This window comes from Mycobacterium sp. E3298, from assembly GCF_001666895.1.
Lineage (GTDB): Bacteria > Actinomycetota > Actinomycetes > Mycobacteriales > Mycobacteriaceae > Mycobacterium.
In genome coordinates, this window is sequence record NZ_LZJB01000275.1 from 1 (window position 1) to 17573 (window position 17573).

Annotated in this window: 17 protein-coding genes and 2 pseudogenes; 8 read left to right on the plus strand and 11 right to left on the minus strand. The window is 65.0% G+C overall.

Annotated elements, in window-relative coordinates; all coding sequences use genetic code 11:
- The 3 genes and pseudogenes from A9X05_RS12805 to A9X05_RS12815 form a co-directional block, all read right to left on the minus strand.
- A pseudogene (locus tag A9X05_RS12805) lies at positions 1–506 on the minus strand (cytochrome P450); the annotation flags it as partial.
- Positions 503–1735 carry a CaiB/BaiF CoA-transferase family protein gene (locus A9X05_RS12810; protein ID WP_067781782.1) on the minus strand — a complete coding sequence of 411 codons (1233 nt, stop codon included), beginning with the start codon at positions 1733–1735 and terminating at the stop codon, positions 503–505. The gene A9X05_RS12810 and the pseudogene A9X05_RS12805, both read right to left, overlap by 4 nt.
- 134 nt (positions 1736–1869) lie before the next feature.
- Complete coding sequence (locus A9X05_RS12815; RefSeq protein ID WP_067747662.1) at positions 1870–2400, minus strand: nuclear transport factor 2 family protein; 531 nt, start codon at positions 2398–2400, stop codon at positions 1870–1872.
- 113 nt (positions 2401–2513) lie between these two features.
- Here A9X05_RS12815 and A9X05_RS12820 point away from each other — a divergent pair, with 113 nt between their 5' ends.
- The gene (locus A9X05_RS12820) at positions 2514–4133 is read left to right on the plus strand and encodes a class I adenylate-forming enzyme family protein (protein WP_067781785.1); all 1620 of its coding nucleotides are present in this window, start codon (positions 2514–2516) and stop codon (positions 4131–4133) included.
- Here A9X05_RS12820 and A9X05_RS12825 read toward each other — a convergent pair.
- On the minus strand, positions 4123–4563 hold the full coding sequence (locus A9X05_RS12825) for a VOC family protein (RefSeq protein WP_067747613.1): 441 nt from the start codon (positions 4561–4563) through the stop codon (positions 4123–4125). The genes A9X05_RS12820 and A9X05_RS12825 overlap by 11 nt on opposite strands.
- Positions 4564–4674: 111 nt before the next feature.
- On the opposite strand from A9X05_RS12825, the gene A9X05_RS12830 reads away from it, so the two are divergent.
- Both A9X05_RS12830 and A9X05_RS12835 read left to right on the plus strand, forming a co-directional pair.
- On the plus strand, positions 4675–5463 hold the full coding sequence (locus A9X05_RS12830) for an SDR family NAD(P)-dependent oxidoreductase (protein ID WP_067747611.1): 789 nt from the start codon (positions 4675–4677) through the stop codon (positions 5461–5463).
- 30 nt (positions 5464–5493) lie between these two features.
- The gene (locus A9X05_RS12835) at positions 5494–6573 is read left to right on the plus strand and encodes a dihydrodipicolinate reductase (protein WP_067781788.1); all 1080 of its coding nucleotides are present in this window, start codon (positions 5494–5496) and stop codon (positions 6571–6573) included.
- Here A9X05_RS12835 and A9X05_RS12840 read toward each other — a convergent pair.
- Positions 6570–7352 (minus strand): SDR family NAD(P)-dependent oxidoreductase, encoded by a 783-nt coding sequence (locus A9X05_RS12840; RefSeq protein ID WP_067747607.1) that lies wholly within the window; start codon positions 7350–7352, stop codon positions 6570–6572. The two genes, A9X05_RS12835 and A9X05_RS12840, sit on opposite strands and share 4 nt — an antisense overlap.
- Positions 7353–7460: 108 nt before the next feature.
- Here A9X05_RS12840 and A9X05_RS12845 point away from each other — a divergent pair, with 108 nt between their 5' ends.
- Positions 7461–8273 carry a mycofactocin-coupled SDR family oxidoreductase gene (locus A9X05_RS12845; RefSeq protein WP_067781790.1) on the plus strand — a complete coding sequence of 271 codons (813 nt, stop codon included), beginning with the start codon at positions 7461–7463 and terminating at the stop codon, positions 8271–8273.
- Here A9X05_RS12845 and A9X05_RS12850 read toward each other — a convergent pair.
- The 3 genes from A9X05_RS12850 to A9X05_RS12860 form a co-directional block, all read right to left on the minus strand.
- Positions 8208–8969, minus strand: coding sequence for an alpha/beta fold hydrolase (locus tag A9X05_RS12850; protein WP_067781793.1), 762 nt, complete (start codon positions 8967–8969; stop codon positions 8208–8210). The genes A9X05_RS12845 and A9X05_RS12850 overlap by 66 nt on opposite strands.
- An 88-nt stretch (positions 8970–9057) precedes the next feature.
- On the minus strand, positions 9058–10122 hold the full coding sequence (locus A9X05_RS12855; protein WP_067781795.1) for a spirocyclase AveC family protein: 1065 nt from the start codon (positions 10120–10122) through the stop codon (positions 9058–9060).
- A 99-nt stretch (positions 10123–10221) separates the two neighbouring features.
- On the minus strand, positions 10222–11064 hold the full coding sequence (locus A9X05_RS12860) for an SDR family NAD(P)-dependent oxidoreductase (RefSeq protein WP_067747599.1): 843 nt from the start codon (positions 11062–11064) through the stop codon (positions 10222–10224).
- A 121-nt stretch (positions 11065–11185) separates the two neighbouring features.
- Here A9X05_RS12860 and A9X05_RS12865 point away from each other — a divergent pair, with 121 nt between their 5' ends.
- The 3 genes from A9X05_RS12865 (at position 11186) to A9X05_RS12875 (ending at position 13920) form a co-directional block, all read left to right on the plus strand.
- On the plus strand, positions 11186–11944 hold the full coding sequence (locus A9X05_RS12865; protein ID WP_067747597.1) for an SDR family oxidoreductase: 759 nt from the start codon (positions 11186–11188) through the stop codon (positions 11942–11944).
- Positions 11945–11974: 30 nt separating this feature from the next.
- Positions 11975–12778, plus strand: coding sequence for an SDR family NAD(P)-dependent oxidoreductase (locus A9X05_RS12870; protein ID WP_067747595.1), 804 nt, complete (start codon positions 11975–11977; stop codon positions 12776–12778).
- 104 nt (positions 12779–12882) lie between these two features.
- On the plus strand, positions 12883–13920 hold the full coding sequence (locus A9X05_RS12875) for a dihydrodipicolinate reductase (protein WP_067781798.1): 1038 nt from the start codon (positions 12883–12885) through the stop codon (positions 13918–13920).
- A gap of 60 nt (positions 13921–13980) precedes the next feature.
- Here A9X05_RS12875 and A9X05_RS12880 read toward each other — a convergent pair whose 3' ends face one another.
- The 3 genes from A9X05_RS12880 to A9X05_RS12890 are packed head-to-tail and all read right to left on the minus strand — an operon-like array spanning position 13981 to position 17189.
- The gene (locus A9X05_RS12880) at positions 13981–14892 is read right to left on the minus strand and encodes an SDR family NAD(P)-dependent oxidoreductase (protein ID WP_255369128.1); all 912 of its coding nucleotides are present in this window, start codon (positions 14890–14892) and stop codon (positions 13981–13983) included.
- Between the two features lie 32 nt (positions 14893–14924).
- Positions 14925–16007 (minus strand): dihydrodipicolinate reductase, encoded by a 1083-nt coding sequence (locus A9X05_RS12885; protein ID WP_067781801.1) that lies wholly within the window; start codon positions 16005–16007, stop codon positions 14925–14927.
- A 15-nt stretch (positions 16008–16022) separates the two neighbouring features.
- Positions 16023–17189 carry a cytochrome P450 gene (locus A9X05_RS12890; RefSeq protein ID WP_231978349.1) on the minus strand — a complete coding sequence of 389 codons (1167 nt, stop codon included), beginning with the start codon at positions 17187–17189 and terminating at the stop codon, positions 16023–16025.
- 198 nt (positions 17190–17387) lie between these two features.
- On the opposite strand from A9X05_RS12890, the pseudogene A9X05_RS12895 reads away from it, so the two are divergent.
- A pseudogene (locus A9X05_RS12895) lies at positions 17388–17573 on the plus strand (dihydrodipicolinate synthase); the annotation flags it as partial.

Below are 17573 nucleotides of genomic sequence, written 5' to 3' on the forward strand. Positions count from 1 at the left end.
TGCCGGATCTGCTGGCGACCGTCCGGCGGCACCCCCAACATCGTGGTGATGACCTCATTCGGGAACAGCGCCGAGAAATCGGCCACCACATCGAACGAGGAGGGGTCGAGCGCGTCGATGCGTTCGTAGACTTTCTCGCGCACCATGTCTTCCAACGCCGCGATGGCACGCGGCGTGAACACGTTGCTCACCAGCCTGCGCATCTTCTGGTGCTCGGGTGGGTCCATCGAGATGATCACTTTGGGCACTGGTATCGCGTCGTCGTGCGCCTGAACCATGTCCAGCGTCGCACCCTTTGCCGACGAATAGGTTTCGTGGTCCTTGGTAGCGGGCGCCACGTCGTCGTAGCGGGTCAGTGCCCAGAAATCCCACTTCGGGTTGTAGTAGACGGGGGCACTGTCGCGCAGGCGTCTGTACGTGTCGTACGCCCCGTTGAAGAAATCTTCAGAGAATGGATCGAATTCGACGTTACCTTCTGAGACCTGCAACGGCGTAGTAGGAGTCATAGAATCGCTCCGGCCTCTTTGTAGGCTTCGATGGTGTCCCAGTCCAGGCCCGCTTCCATCAGCACCTCCTCGGTGTGCTGGCCGTGCTCGGGCGCCCCCGAAGGGGTGACGGCCGTCTCGTCGAATTGGACGGGGTTGGTGGGCAACGAGTAAGGCGCTCCGCTCATCGTCGCGGTCTTCGCGACATAGCCGTTCGCGGTCACCGCCGGGTCGTGGCAGACCTCCCCCGGTGTCTGCACCACACCCCAGGCGCCGGAGAGGTCTGCGAGCGCCTCACGCCATTCGACGAGTGTGCGTTGGGCAAACGCTTCGTCCGTCAGCGAGATGAGTTCCGCCCGGTTGGCGAATCGCGTTGCCGCCTCGGCAAATCGCGCATCATCGACGAGTTCGGGTAGGCCGATCACGCGCATCGCTTCCGCATAGAACTTGTCCAGTTGCAACATCATCAGCTGGACGTGGCGATCATCTTTTGTGCGGTAGGTCCCGACCAAAGGGTTGGGCGCGTCGGCGTGGCGCCAGCTCGGAACCGCGCCGCCGCCATGAATCTGGCTCACTGCGATGTCGGGGCTGAGGTTCCAAGCCGCAAGCCCGAGGAGGGAGACATCCACCACCGATCCCTGACCGGTGGTCGCCTTCCGGTACAGCGCTGCCGCGATACCCCCAGCGATCGTCATTCCGCCGAGCAGGTCGCCGAACGCGGGTCGTGAACGCACCAATTCCTCAGCGTCCTCGGTGAGCATGGCGGCGATGCCGCCGCGCGCCCAGTAAGAGACGCCGTCATAGCCGGGCTTGTCGGCGTCGGGTCCCTTCGGGCCGTGGCCCGACCCGCGTACGTAGACGATGTTGGGGTTGACGGCCCTGATGTCGTCGACGTCGATGCCCATCTTCTTGCGGCGGCTTGGTAGGTAGCTGGTGAGGAACACGTCGCAGGTGGCCGCGAGTTTGCGGATGACGTCTTGGCCGCCGGGAGTGCTCAGATCGACGCCGATCGACTTCTTGCCCCGATTCGGTATCTCGATCATGTAGTTGACGGCGCCACCACCCTCGTCGACGATGCCCATCGTCACGAGGCCGCGTTGCGGGTCGCCTCCCTCGCGCGGCTCGACCTTGATGACCTCGGCACCCCATTCCGCCAACACGGCGCCGGCCGACGGTACGAAGGTCCACGCGGCAACCTCCAGCACGCGAACACCGCTGAGTACTTTGTCGACGGAAATGACGGCCTCCATGGGTCACGGCAGTACGGGTGCGAGCGCACCAACAGTTGGGAAACGGCGGTAATGCTCGTTTACACATTCCGAGAATGTCAGTTTCGAGGGAGTTTGTAAACCGCGGCGGCGCCAACGGGGCAGCGCCGAAGTGCTTACGGACGCGCCGACAGCCGTCCCGGCAAGCCCGGATCACCGTCGGCCCAAAAGGCCCGCCAGGTCGGCATCCGTTGGGGCATAGCCGCACGCAACCGAACGTCGGTCGGCCATCGCATGAACTCGGGACCGGGGCGCTCGGTGACATCGACGGAATACCAGGGATGCTCCCGCCGCTTGACGAAGCACCACTGGCCGTCGCGGCGCTCATAGACGTCGTCGTAGCGCATCGTGATCACATACCATCCGTCGCCGTCCTCGTGTTCGGCGCGGCAGTAAATCGCTCCGGTCGCATGATCGGCGTCGACGAAGTCGAACTGGTGACCGCAGATCAGGTGGATGCTGCGGTAGAACCGTCGGAGCACGCGGTCATACCAGCGCCTCAACGCATCCCTGCCGCGCCCCTCGGCGCCCGCGTCGACATCGTCGACGAACAACGCCACCAATGCATCGAGATCACGGGCATCGAGGGCCATTGCATACTTGCCGGGTAACTGGCTAATCGCGAGGCTCGACTCCACTCGGTCCAACCGGTCATCGCCGGTCGAACCCTTCAATCCTGTGGCCATCGCGGTATTGTAGGCTCACACCGCCTAATGAGAACCGCTGTTCTCGGTTTCGGAAAGGCTACTATTCTGCGCTCATGCCCCTTCCGACGATCTTGCCCACGATCCCTGCACTGGTGAGGTTTTGCGCAGCCCGTTTCGGCGACAGGCCGTTCCTCATCGCCGACGGGCGGAGATTGTCCTACGCCGATCTCGACCGCCGTTCGGCCGCCCTGGCCGCCGCCCTGTTGGCGCAGGGCATCAGCAAGGGCGACCACGTCGGAATCCTGATGCCCAACAGCGTCGACTGGGCACTGGCGTGGTTTGCCACCACACGCATCGGTGCGGTCGCTGTTCCGCTCAACACCTTCTATAAGGCCTCCGAACTGGCCTGGACCGCCCGCCATGCGGACCTGAACGCAATCTTGGCGTGGCCGCGGTTCCGCAATCACGACTTTTTGACCCGGCTGGAAGATGCACTGCCGGGTCTCGCCGGTCAGGACCGGCCAGGGCGCATCATGGTCCGCAAGGCCCCCTTCCTACGGACTGTCGCGGTGTGGGGACCGTCTGATCGGGCCTGGACGACGAGGATCCACGCCGACGGCGCGCTGCCGGCCGCCGACGCCGACTTCCTCGTCGACGTGGAGTCGTGCGTGACCCCGGCCGACGAGGTGATGATCATCTACACCTCGGGCAGCACCGGTGACCCGAAAGGGCCCGTGCACACCCAGGGAACGCTGGTCCGCCACACCTACAACCTCACCTTCATGTACGCCGTCACCCACGACGACGTGATGTTCACGTCCATGCCCTTCTTCTGGGTGGGCGGGCTGATCACCGGATTGCACGCGGTGATCCACCACGGCGCGACGCTGATCACTCAGCCCGCGTTCGATGCAGCAGAGGCGTTGGAGCTGATGGAGCGACACCGCGCGACCATCGCGCTGGGCTGGCCGCAGCAGGGTAAGACGCTGTCCGAGCATCCCGACTTCTCAGCACGCGATCTGAGTTCGGTGCACCGCACCAGCATGCCCGCGATGGTGCCACCCCGGCATCAACCCAAGGGCTCCAGCGGCCTGGGAATGACCGAGCTGTGCGGCAACCACCTCGGCGTCGATCCCTATCTGCCGCAAACGCCCGATCGGTCCGAAACCGGCGGCCCACCAATCGAAGGGCTGCACCACCTGATCGTCGACCCCGACACGGGACAGCCGGCGCCCATTGGCACGCCCGGCGAGATATGGGTTCGCGGATACTCGTTGATGCAGCGGCTGCACAAGTGCGAGCGCGAGGACGTGTTCACGTCGGACGGCTACTACCGAACGGGCGACTGCGGCATCGAGTACGACGACGGTTGGATCAAGTTCACCGGACGGTTGGGCGACCTGATCAAGACCGGTGGGGGCACCAACGTCACACCCAGCGAAGTCGAACTGGCACTGGCCGACTGCGACGGCGTGCTCGAGGCATATGTGGTCGGAGCGGAGAGCGCTGAACACGGAACGGTAGTCGCGGCTGCGGTGGTGCCGCGCGGCGAATCCGCACTCGACGCCGAGTCTTTGCGAGCGCAACTGCGCGACCGGCTGTCGGCGTACAAGGTTCCCAAGCACATTTGGGTCACCGCCAAGCGAGACCTTCCGTTCACCGCGACCGGCAAAGTCAAGAAGCCGGAGCTGGCGCGGCAACTCAGCGAACAGTTGCGCTCGGCTACGAGCTAACCGGTTGCCCGTCGGGCATATTCGTGGTCATCAGGGTCAACGGGATGCCGAACAACGGCTCCAATTTGACTTCGGTCAGTTCGAATCCGTCGCCTTCGTGCCGCTGCCGGAAGTCGGACTTCACGCCGTACCTCGCGGCGATGTCCTCGCCCGCGGCACAATCCGCGGTGCGTACGATGACGGAGAACAGCCCGTCACCGTTGCGCGCGAGAAAGTCCGCCGCGGTACCGGCATCCGTTGGTGCCGCGGCGGTCGGGGCGATGAGCTCGAACCCGCGGTCCCAGTCGAGGCGAACCTGCAGACCAAGGCGCTCTAACTCGAAAGCCTGGAACTGAAAGCCCAAAGCGCTCAGGTAGTCGGCAGCGCGGTCGAGGCGCTCAAGAGCGACGGCGAACACAACGTGGTGCAACTGCGGCAGCTGGGGTGACATGCCAAAGACTCTACGAGCGCATAAAGAGAGATTTCAATTATCGGAAATATCGATTCTCGTTGCGGTAGATTCGCGGCTGCACACCCACACGTCCTGGCGGAGAGGCGCTTTGTGGCACTCGAGCAGTTCAACCTAGACGGTCAAGTGGCGATTGTCACCGGCGCCGGGCGCGGCGTCGGCGAGGGTATCGCCAAGGTCCTTGCGGAAGCGGGCGCCACGGTGGTCGGTACGGCGCGTACGACGTCCGAGGTGGAGCGGACGGTCACGGACATCGAAGAATCGGGCGGCAAAGGACTCGCAATCACCGCCGACGCGCTACAACGCTCCGACAGCGAGCGCGTGGTCCAGACCGCGGTCGACAAGTTCGGCCGCATCGACATCCTGGTCAACAACGTCGGTTTCGCAACTTACGGCCCATTTCTGCGCCTGACCGACGACAACCTCCGGGAAACCTTCGATTATTGCGTCACTTCCGCTTTCATCATGAGCCAGTTGGTCGTGCCGCACATGCTGGCGGTGGGCCGGGGCTCGATCGTGAACATCTCGTCAGGAGCGGGCCGATTCGGGATCCGGGGATTACTGCCCTATTCCGTGGCCAAGGGTGGACTCGAAGCCCTGACCCGCGCCATGGCCCAGGAGCTCGCCCCCAAGATCCGCGTCAATGCGATCGCCCTGGGCGCATTCATGACCACCGGGCTGCAGTCCAGCTTCGACCTGATGCCTGGGTCCGAGGAGAAACTGAAGGAGCTGACGCCGCTGCATCGTATCGGTGACGTCGCGGACCTCGGCCGGCTGACGTTGTACCTGTGCACCCGCGATTGCTATGCGACGAACTCGACCTTCATTGTCGACGGCGGCCTCCAGGGTCCGAATTCCTCTCTGCCCATCCCCGATCTGTAGCCAGACGCAGCCGACAAAGGAGTAACCAGCATGGCAGAGAAGGTTTTACGCGTCGCCGTAATATCGACGGGCGGCGTCGGAAGCATCGCGTTGCGGGCCATCCACCGGCGCGCACACCTCGATCTGGTCGGTGTATGGGTGCACAGCGCCGAAAAGACGGGTCGCGATGCCGGCGACGTTGTCGGGCTGGGCCCTATCGGTGTGACGACCACTGCCGACCTGGACGACATCATCAGACTCAAGCCCGACTGCGTGGTCTACGCGGCTTTGGGGGCCGACATGGATGCGGCCGCGGTGCCCGACTATGTCCGATTTCTGAAGGCCGGCATCAATGTCGTTACGACCAACACACCGGGGATGATGTTTCCCGACAGATGGATTCCCGACCTGGCCGACCAAGTACGAGCGGCGGCGCTCGCCGGCGGCGTCACCATCTACACCTCGGGTATCGAACCGGGATTCGCCGGTGATCAGTTCGCCGTCATGCTGTCGACCTTGTCCAACACCATCCGGTCGGTCCGCGCGCAGGAGATCTTCGACTACTCGGCCTACCCCAACGAGTACTCGATGTTCGACGCGATGGGCTTTGGCCGTCCGCTGGACTTCACGCCACTGCTCGAACTGGAGGGCGCACAGCGGTTCGCCTGGGGACCACCTATCGGTCTGGTGGCACGAGCTCTTGGCGTCGAGCTCGACGAAGTGACAGAACGCTACGAGCGCGTGCTCACACCACGCGACCTCCACGTCGCGTGCGGGTTGATCCCGGCAGGCACCTGTGGGGCGGTGCGGGCCGAGACGACCGGAATCGTCAACGGCCACCCGGTGATCACCATCGAACACATCAACCGCATGGCGCCCGATCTGGCACCCGAGTGGGCGTCGGCACCGCACGGGACGTACCGCGTCGTCATCGAGGGCGAGCCGCACATCCACTGCGATCTTCGGTTCGGTACCGAACCGACGGCGCAGTCAGCGAACGACGATGCCATGCAGGCGACGGCCATGCGGGTGGTCAACGCAATCCCGTACGTCATCGATGCGGCACCGGGCATCGCCACGTCGTTGGATCTGCCGATCACCGCGCCCCGCAACGCGGTGGATGTGAGCTAGACGGTGAACATCGGCCCGCGGGGAGCGCCCCTTACCTCGTTGCCGCCGTCGATCGCAAAGCTCTGCCCGGTCATCCAACTCGACTCGGGTCCCGCCAGGTAACGGACGCCCGGGGCGATATCGTCAGACACCCCGAGGCGGCCCAACGGGACGCGTTCGAGGAAGCTGCTGGTCAGCTCTTCCAGGTGGATGTAGCCCTGCGTGGTGGCCGCCTCGGTCAGGCCGGGCCGGACGGCATTGACACGAATTCCCCTAGGGCCCAACTCTGATGCCGCGACCCGGATCATCATCTCGAGTGCGGCCTTGCCCGCCGAGTAGTGCCCAAGGCCCTCCATCGGGATCTTCGACGACGTCGAAGAGATGAACACGATCGACCCGCCGTTCGTCATCAGCGGTGCCGAGTAGCGCAGCGCCAAGAAGTTTGACCGCAGATTGCCCATCACGAAGTTGGTGAAGGTCTCGAGATCGAGCCCAGTCAGTGGTCCGGTGCCGCCGGTGGCCACCGTGCCCACGACGATGTCCAGCCGACCCTTGAGGTCATGGGCCGCCTCGGCGGCCGCCGCGACGGTCCCCTCGTCTTCGGGATCGCCCTTCTTGACGACAATTTCGGCATCCGGGACCGCGGCGAGGATGCCGTCGCGGGCCGCGTCCAGGCGCTTGCTCGATCTCCCCAAAAGGTACAGCGCCGCACCGTCAGCGGCGAGCAGCTTGGCGCTCGCCTGGGCAATTCCGGCTGACGCCCCCAGGATGAATGCCGTCTGACCGTCAAGTACGCCCATGCGACCCCGCCTCCATTTATGTATCGGCAGCAGAATACTAATTCTCCTTAATGAGTAAAGGAAGTTCTCAGAACCAGCGCGGTGATGTAACGTACCCGTGTGGCAGACATGAGCGGCAAGGTTGTACTAATCACCGGTGCCGCCCGTGGCCAGGGCCGAGCGCACGCCGCCAGGTTGAGCGCCGACGGCGCCGACACCATCCTCGTCGATATCGCCGGACCGCTGCCGCCGAGCGTCCCCTACGACTCGGCCACTCCCGATGATCTGGCGCAAACCGCCGACCTCGTGGTGGCGAATGGCAGACGTGCCGTCACGGCGATCGTCGACACCCGCGACCATGACGCCCTCTGTGCCGCCGTCGATAAGGCTGTTGCCGAACTCGGCAGGCTTGACGTGATCGTCGCCAATGCCGGCATCTGTTGTCCGGCTCCCTGGGACCGCGTCTCCCCCAGCGATTTTCAGGACACGGTCAACGTCAACCTGGTCGGGACCTGGAACACGGTCATGGCCGGAGCGAAGCACATCATCGCCGGCGGACGTGGCGGGTCGATCATTCTGATCGGATCGGTGGCGGGGGTGAAAGTGGAGCCCTTCATGGTGGCGTACACGGCGAGCAAGCACGGCGTTACCGGCCTCGCCCGCTCATTCGCGGTCGAACTCGGCCGTTACGACATCCGGGTGAACAGCCTCCATCCCGGATCGGTCGCGACACCCATGGGTAGCGGGCGGATGATCGAAGCGATGCAGGAGGCGGCGGAGTCGTATTCGCATCCCCAGTACGGCTTCAGCAAGCAACTCATCCCCAATGCCGTGACGATGCCTGAGGACATCGCGAACGCCGTTGCTTGGCTGGCCTCAGACGAATCGCGGTTCGTCACGGCTTCGGCGATTTCCGTCGATGTCGGGGTCGCTCAGGCTTAGCAGGACGGCGCTCAGTTCGGCCGGTCGGGCGAAAAACGGTGAGTGGCCACCGTCCAACTCGAAGACCCGAGCGCCGATCCGGCCGGCCGCATTGCGCCGGGCCCAGGACCCGCCGACCGCGCGATCATCGCGCATGAGCACGTAGTCCGAGGGCGTGTCGGGCCAGCGGTCGATCGGACACCGTTCGATTAACACCGTAAAGGATTGGTGTCGCAACTCATTGAACGCTTTGCGCCCCAGCGCTTCTGGGCAGTCATGATAGAAGCCTTCCCGCACCGCCTCCCAAGACAGGCCGAACGGTCCCTCACCCTGTTCTTGCGGCTCAGGAAAAGAGATCGCATCGGGGTTGGCGGCCAGGTGGTCGGCGAACGACTGTCCGGGCACGGGCAGGAGGCCACCGACGAACACCATTCTTTGCACCGGGTGGAGCGTGGCGATGACCGGTGCGCACAGCCCCGACAGCGAATGTGCCACAACGACGACGTCCTCGACCATGTCGGGGGACGCGGCACCGACTCGGGCTCCCTCGATCGCGTCGATCGCCACCCGCGCCCATTCCAGGGCACCCGCCGACTCATCATCGACCGGCAGATCCGGCGCAACGACCCGATGACCACGCCGCGCGAGCTCCACGGCGACCCCGTCCCAGCACGAGCCATCATGCAGCCCGCCGTGCAGCAGCGCGAACAGCGTCATGCTCGGGTCCGCGAGATCCGGGTGGCGAGCTCTGGGCCGGCCAACGGCAACCCGATGACGCGTGTTCGAACTACTTGTTCGGTGTGGCTCACTGGTAGAAGGGTCCCCGTTTGCCCGACCTCTCGAGATGCCCGTAGGGATCGTAGACCTTGATGTTCGGGTACGGGTTCTGTTCGTACGCAGGCTTGGACAGTCCGGCGGTCCGCAGCCCCGCCAGTACCACCAGCGGGACGGCGAACGATACGAGCCCCACCGAGGCCGACACGAGGAGCCGGCGCGTCAGCGCCAGCTTGTCGCGGCCCGGTCGCGCCGGTAGCCGGCGGGCGATCCGGTTTATCAGCACCAGCTCGCCGCCTTGGTCCCGGACGCACATCACCGCCACCATCGCGAATATGAACGAGTCATACACCGCCATGATGAGCGGGAAATGAATGTGGCCGATCTGCAGCGTCGGTCCGACCGCCTCGGTGTAGTAGAAGATGCCGAACCTCATCCAGGTGAACTGGACGACTCCGTTGAGCGGCACGGCGATCACGAACGAGCCGACAAAGACCGCGGCAAGCCGATGGCGCGCCAGCCAACCCATGAGCCGAATCAGGGGCTCGAGGAATCGATTGTTCAGCTGCAGAATCCCCAGACCGGTCAACAAGTAGTACGCCGCGTAACCCCCGAGGAACGACAGCGCGGGTTCCAGGTTCGGCGAGATGTTCACGTACGGCCACGACAACGGGAAGTGCAACATCCGCGGGTCGAAGATCGCGAACGTCGCCCAGTTGGCCAACGGGTCCAGGGCGCCGGTGATCAGCCCCGCGAACGCGATCACCACCGTCCAATGCACCTTGCGTTGTCTTACCGAGAGCCACACCAACGTGGCGATCTGCCCGATGGCCATGGGGACGGAGCTCAGGGCGACCACCAGCGGCCAGTCGTCGAACCCGAGGAACGGCGGATACGGTGCCGGCCCCGGGTATGGGTTGGTGGTGCGCGGATCCCCGTGCGTACCCGATTGCATCGTCGCGACGGTCACGATCGCGAATACCAGGTACCCGGCTATGAACAACGCCCATCCGGCACGGGACAGCGGCGGCGAACTGCCGACCCGAATGGGCCGAGAGGACCCGGAATCGGGGCTGGTGTCCACGACGTCCGTCATGCCAAACCCCGATGTTCCTTTCAACCTCTACAGCCCGGCCCCATGAGAATATGCGTTATCGACAGCGACAAAAAGACTTCGGGACGACTTGGTCCATCTTCAGCCCGCCGCCTCGGCGGGTGTTGCGCTGTTGCCCTTGATGACGGGCATGTTCGTCCACGCGCCACGGTCGTCGCGATACCACCCCGCGGCGGCCAACGCACCGCCATCGGCATGCACCACAGTCCCCGATACCCATGCGGCCAGCGGGCTCGCGAGAAACAAGACGCAGCCCGCGATGTCCTGTGGGGTTCCGAAGCGGCCCAGCGGAATCCAGCGCGGAATATTGTGCCGCTGTGATTGGTGGATCATGCGGTCCAGCGGGACCTGGGCGCTATCCGTGGTTTCCGGCGCCACGGCATTCACCCGGATGCCCTCCGGGCCAAGCTCGAGGGCGAGGCTCATGGTAAAGCCGGTCACCGCCGCCTTGAAGGCTCCGTATACCGCGAAGTGCGGTATACCCCGGAAGCCCTCGATCGACGAGACGTTCGTGATGCTCGCGCCGCCGGCGGCGGCACGCAGCAGCGGCAGCATGGCCCGGCTGACCAGAAAGATGTGCTTGAGATTCACCCGATATATGTCGTCGATCTGCTCGTCGGTGAGCCGCTCGAAAGGTGTCGGCCGCGTCATGAAGTGACCGACGTTGTTCACCAGCGCGTCGAGGCGCCCGTAGCGGCTGCCGATGGCATCGGCGAGCGCCGACACGTCGGCCGCGACGGTCGCATCGCCCGTCACCACGAGCGCCCGATCGCCGAGTTCGCTGCGCAGGTCCTGCGACCGCGCCGGGTCGACCTCGAGTACGACGACCGACGCACCCAGGCCGGCAAAGGCCAGCGCCGTGGCGCGCCCGATGCCCGCGCCACCGCCGGTGACAAGCACCACCTTGTCGTTGAAGTCGATCATTCCGCCTCCTGTTTTGCGTCGCCGAAGCGCAAATGATCCGGCCGCGACGAGAATATCGATTCTCGCATGCGAGAATAGCGGCTAACCTTCAGTTACGGATTCGGCCAGAGGAAAGCGGGCTATGAGCGACCGGCACTCCAACATCGCGGGGACGCGGATGCTGATCATCGGGGCGTCCTCCGGCATTGGACAGGCGTTGGCAATTGCCGCCCACTCCAGGGGGGCTCGCGTCGCGCTCGCCGCACGGCGGGTGGAGCTGCTGTCGGACCTGGCCGATCGGCTGCACGGATCGGCCCACGAGTTGGACGTTTCGGACCCGCGCGCGGTGGAGACCGTCGTCGCCGAGGTCGCCGCGAACCTGGGCAAGCTCGACGCGGTGGTGTTCACCAGCGCCGTGGTGCCCTTCGTGCTGATCGAAGACACCGATGTGGAAACCTGGCTGCATTCATACGCCGTCAATGCCGTCGGCGCCTCCCACGTGCTTCGGGCGGCCCTTCCCCACTTGACCGACGACGCCACGGTCATCGTCGCATCCAGCCATGACGTCGGTCGCCCCCGCGCCGGCGTGGCCGCCTACCACGCGAGCAAGGCCGCGCTAGACGAGATCTTGCGATCCTGGCGCGCCGAGCATCCCGAACTGGCCGTAATCCGGGTTAGCGTTGGCCCGACCTGTGACACCGAGATCCTGCGCGGCGCCGACCGGGATCTGCTGGCCGATCTATACCGGGCCTGGGCGCGGGCGGGCCAGATTCCTGAGGAAATGTCCACGGTGGACGACGTGGCCAACGCCATGCTGTCCCTGATCGCCATCTCACGCGCGAACCCCACCGTCGTCAGCGAGATCGTGCATCTTGCCCCGCGGATCACCAAGACTCGGTGATACTACGAACCGCGAAGGGCGGATGACTGAATGGATCTTGGTTTTGAGGGCGCGACGGCGGTCGTGACCGGCGGCAGTAAGGGAATGGGGCTGGCGATCGCCGAGAGTCTCGCGGCGGAAGGCGCCTCCGTGGCGATCATGGCGCGCGGTCGGGCGGCGCTGGATTCGGCCGCCAGGCGAATCCGCGCCGCGGGGGCACCCGAAGTACTCACCGTCAGCGTCGACATGTCCGATGGCGATTCCATCACTTCGGGCTTTGCCTGCATTGGTCATTCGTGGGACACCCTGAACGTCCTGGTGCACACCGTGGGTCCGAACGCGGGCGCGTTCGACGATCTGAACGACGACGACTGGCACGCCGCATTCGATCTCGGCACCCTGTCCGCGGTGCGATCCGTGCGGGCCGCGCTGCCGATGCTGCGATCAGCCGAGTGGGCCCGCATCGTCACCCTCTCCGCGCACTCCATCCAGCGACAAAGCCCGCGGCTGGTCGCCTACACGGCAGCGAAATCGGCGCTGTCCAGCTTCACCAAGAACTTGTCGAAAAGCCTTGGAGCCGAGGGCATTCTTGTGAACTGCGTCTGTCCGGGAACCATTGTGACGGCAAGCTTTACCGAGGTTCTGCGGGATGCGCTCGCGGCAGACGGGCTCGACTCGTCGGATCCCAGGGACGTGATGAGCTGGGTCGAGAAGACCTTCGGCCATCCATGCGATATCGGTCGCGCCGGGCTGCCGGAGGAGATCGCCTCCATCACCACGTATCTGGCGTCGCGACGCAACGGCTATGTGACGGGTGCGACCGTCAACGTCGACGGCGGATCGGACTTCATCTGACCCTCCTCGCCCATCCATCCGGCTCTGAAGGGAGTGGAGACTTGACCGTGAATTCCCGGCGTCTTCGAGTCATTCAGTGGGCAACCGGTGCCGTAGGCACCGAGATGATCAAGACCATCCTCGACTACCGGGCCGACCTCGAGCTGGTGGGAGCGCGGGTCTACTCCGATTCAAAGAACGGCGTCGACGTCGGGACGCTGGTGGGCCGGAACCCCGTCGGCGTCAACGCAACCACCGATGTCGCGGACATTCTCGCGATCGAGGCCGACCTCGTGCTCTACGCGCCGTCGTTCACCAGTCTCGACGACGTGTGCGCGCTGCTGGAGAGCGGCAAGAACGTTGCGACCGTCTCGTTCCTTTTCCACCCGCAGCGCATCGGCGATGCGGACCGTCGACGGCTGCTGGCGGCCTGCCGCAAGGGCAACAGCACGATCCACGCGAGCGGCCTCAACCCGGGCAACCTATCTGGCGTTTTGCCGCTCGCGCTGTCGGGTATGAGTCGCTCGATTGACAGGTTCAGTCTGCAGGAGCGCGCAGACTGGTCGCTCTGGGAGAGCACCGAAATAACCTTCGACGGAATGTGGTTCGGACGACCGACCGAGGACATCACCCCGACGGCCAACGAGTTCCTGACATTCAACACCGCCCTGTTCACCCAGCAGACCTGGTTCATCGCCGACACGTTGAACGCTGCCATCGACGATGTCACGGTCACCGTTGACGCAGTGCCCGCCACCAAGGACTTCGAGATCTTCGACTACCGGGTTCGCGCCGGCACGACAGCCGGTCAGCGGTGGAACTTCGTCGGGAATCGTCGCGGCGAGCCGATCATCGAATTCGAGACGCTGTGGACCGTCGGCGGCGAGTATCCGGAGCACTGGCCCACACCCGATGACGGCTGGACCCTCACGCTCGAAGGCGACCCGTCCATGCGCGTGCACTTCTTCTGCCTGGCCAGCTACTCGCGGCCGGCGTCGGTCGCCGAACACGTCCGGGCGGGTCTTGTCGCGGTTGCGCTACAGGTCGTCAACGCCATACCGGCGATATGTGCCGCCCCCGCGGGTTTCGCCACCATGGCGGACCTGCCGCTGATACGCAGTTACACCGGTTTCGGTGATGGACCCACAGTCATCAAGGATTGACGTCGAGCCGGCCCGGCGCAGCCGCACACCAAAGATCATTGCGCCAAGGCATCGGTTCGGTCAGGAATTCGGCTGCGACTCAGAAGGAGCCGCCGCGAAAACATATTCCATTTCGTCGAAGATACTGCCGGGCACGAAGATATCTGATGGGTCGAGGATACGGTCGAGATTGGCCGCCACGCCCTCGGCGTCGAAGGCACCGTCGGCGGCGAACCAGCCACGGGTCACACCGATCTGCAGCGCGGCCACCCGTCCACGGAAAGCGCTCAGGACCTTTTGTGTCAGGATGCAGCTCTCGCTCGCGAGGTAGGCAACGACCGGTGCCACTTGATCGAGCCGCAGCGTCTGCAGGAAGGCCCGAGCATCGGCCGTGCGGCCGGCCTCCCCCATCAGTGCCATGGCCATTCGCGTGTCGCCCATCGGCATGATGGCGTTGGCGTGTATGCCGTGCGCCGCACCCTCGAGCGCCGCGACGTTCATCAACCCGAGCATCCCCGTCTTGGCCGTGGCGTATCCGGTCAAGCCCGGCTGCCCGAAAACCCCCGCTGCGGAGGAAACGAACACCAGTCGCCCGTATCCGGCGTCCCGCATCACCGCGAAACCCGGTCGGATGACGTGAAAGGCGGCCAACACGTGGTGCCGCAGCAGCGCCTCGAAGCGTTCGGTCGGCCAGTCCGGCAACGCGTCGTCGTGGATGATGCCGGCGTTGGCGACGATCGCGTCCAATCGTCCGAATTCGCTGACAGCCAGGTCGACGGCGTCCTGCCCCCCTTGTTCGGCGCTGGCGTCCGAGGCGCACGCCACCGCCCGTCCCCCCGCGGCGCAGATCGCGGCAGCGACGTCATTAGCCGGTTTCGGGTCGCCTCCACTTCCGTCGGTTTCGGCGCCGTTGTCGTGGACCACCAAGGCGGCTCCGCGACGGGCCATTTCATGGCAATACGCCTCGCCGAGGCCGCGGGCACCGCCGGTCACCAGGACGACCCGATCGGTGAACGAGACCAATTTCAGCCTCCCGCAGGCGGCGACGCGGCGGACGCGGCACCACGCTCGGTCCAATGGGCGACGAACGGGGTGATCGTCGAAAGGTCGTAGAGCCCAGGCTCGGCCGCGACCACGGCCGGGATGGCGTTGACGGCGTGCATGGCGGTGGCCAGGCAGCCTTGCTCGGCGTGATCCTCCTCGTGCGAGCCGATCACGAGATGAAGACTCATGTTGGGCTTGCCCTCGAAGGCCACCTGATAGCCAATCTCGGTCGGCCATTCGGGCGCCAGGTCGTCGGCCATCCTGGTGAGATGCTCCACGGCGAGGGTGGTCTCACCGCAGTCGACCACGACGCCGAAGCGCATCGCCCCGACCGTGCCCGCGGGGATCTCTCCAGCCGCCACCGTCAGGGGTCGCGGCGTTGTGGCGACTTCGCGGAAACCCTCGACGGACCGAATCTCGAGCCCGAGGGCCTGCGCCAGGATTGTCGCGCTGCCGATCCACGCGCTTGCCGCGTAGTCGGTGTTCGTCAGCAGCGGGGTGGTGTCGTCCGGCGCATGCCCGAAGCCCATCGCGTTGAAGATCAGGTCGTGGCTGGCGTAGGTCGAGTAGTTCAGCACCTCTCGTACGTTGATCCGGTCGGTGCGCTCGGTGAGGCGGGACAGAATGGGCACCAGCGACTCGCCGACGAAGCCCGGGTAGAGGCCGAGCCCAAGGAATGACGAATCGCCCGCACGACAGGCCTTCTCGATTGCGTCGGCCAGCGATTCGTGCAGCGATCGGGGATGCACGAACCGGCTACCGGTGGCCACCACGTTCTTGCCCGACGCCAAAAGATCGCAGACGTCGGCGAAGCAGCCGGGCGTGTCGGTTTCCACCTTGCCCATGTAGAGAACCACGTCGGCGTCGGTGCCGATCACGGCATCCCGATCCGCGCAAGTGAGCACCCCCGTTTCGGAGGCCCCGCACAGGGCGCCCGCATCGACGCCGGCTTTCGCCGGGTCGTAGACGCGCACCGCGACGAGTTCCAGGTCTGGGCGGCCCAGCACGTGGCGCAGCGCCATCATTCCGGTCACCCCGGTCGCCCATTGGATCACGCGAGTCATGTCAGTCGGGTCCGTTCAATCCCAGACCACGTCGAGACGGGGCGGTGAACGGAACATCGTGCCGCTCACATAGGGCGGCGGGGCGTCGGGGTCGAGCCGCAACCCCGGCAATTCGTCGAAGAGCGCGTTGAAGAACTTGGTGCTCTCCAACCGGGCCAGATGCATCCCCAGGCACAAGTGCGCACCGTGGCCAAACCCGATGTGCGGCTTGCGTTCCCGGAAGATATTGAAGGTTTCGGGGTCCGGCCAGCGCGTCTCGTCGTGATTGGCGCTGCCCAGGTTCACCATCATCGTCGATCCCCTCGGGATGTCGAGCCCGAAGAACTCGGTGTCAGTGGTGACCTCCCGGATGAAATTCAGCAGCGGCGTCTCCCACCGGATGCCCTCCTCGATCGCCTGGGGCAACAGGGTGCGGTCGGCGCGAACCGCGTCGAGTTGGTCGGTGTGGGTCAACAGGGCCAGCGCGAGGCTCGCTGTCGATCGCGACGTGGTCTCCGCTCCGGCGGGCAGGAGATTGCGCATGAATCCGTAGATTTGCTCGTCCGACATTTTGACGCCGTCGATCTCGGCCCGCGACAGGATCGTCACCATGTCGTCCTTCGGCGACTTGCGCCGGTCGGCCAGCACGCCGATGAAGTACTCCTTCATCTCCGCCGACGCCTTCATGGCGGTCTCCATGTCGGCGCGAAAGCCGAGCAGGTCGATGGCCAGCCGGTGAAACTCCCCGATGTCGGACTCGGGCAACCCGAGAAGGGCCGCGATGATCCGGACCGGGATCGGCATGAACACCGCGGCCACCAGATCGGCACGCTTGCCATCACGAATCCTCGCGATCGTGCGATCCACGAGGGGCCCGACGAGTTCGGTGTCCCAGCGCTTCATCGAGGACTTCGCGAAGGCGAATTCGTGCAACCTGCGGTACGTCGCGTGCTCGGGTTCCTGCATCTCCAGAATCGTCGGACCCTGCAGTGGCCGCACCATATCCTCGTAGACGCGGGTGCTGAACGTGACGTTGTCGGTGAACACGGCCTTGACGGCGTCGAACGAGTACGCGGTGAAGGTCTTCTTGCCGCCGGGTCCGTCACACGGAACCCCCATCTCCGGCCAGCCCGGGTGAACGGGCGCCTTCTGCCGCAGTTCGCGCAGCAGCGGGTACGGGGTCGCGTCGCCGTCGGCGCCCATGCCGGCGTTGAACTTCTCCTGCGCCTCGCGGATGCGCTGCTCGATGTCGTCGTCAACCCTCGACTCCACCACGTGCCACCTCATAAGCCCATCAACCTACATATTGTCGGTTGCAAACCTACATGATGTAGGTTGAATGAACCAGAAGGCTTACATCGCGAAACCGCAACCTGGAGCGTCCGATTGGTTATTCGAGTCGTGCAGTGGGCGACCGGCGCCGTGGGCCGGGCCGCGCTCCGAGAGCTCATCGAGAATCCCCGTTATCAGCTGGTGGGGGTGCTGGTCTACGACCCGGCGAAGACAGGGCTCGATGCGGGCGCGCTGTGTGGTCTCCCGCCGACGACCGGCGTGATCGCGACGGCGGACAAGGACGCGATCGTCGCA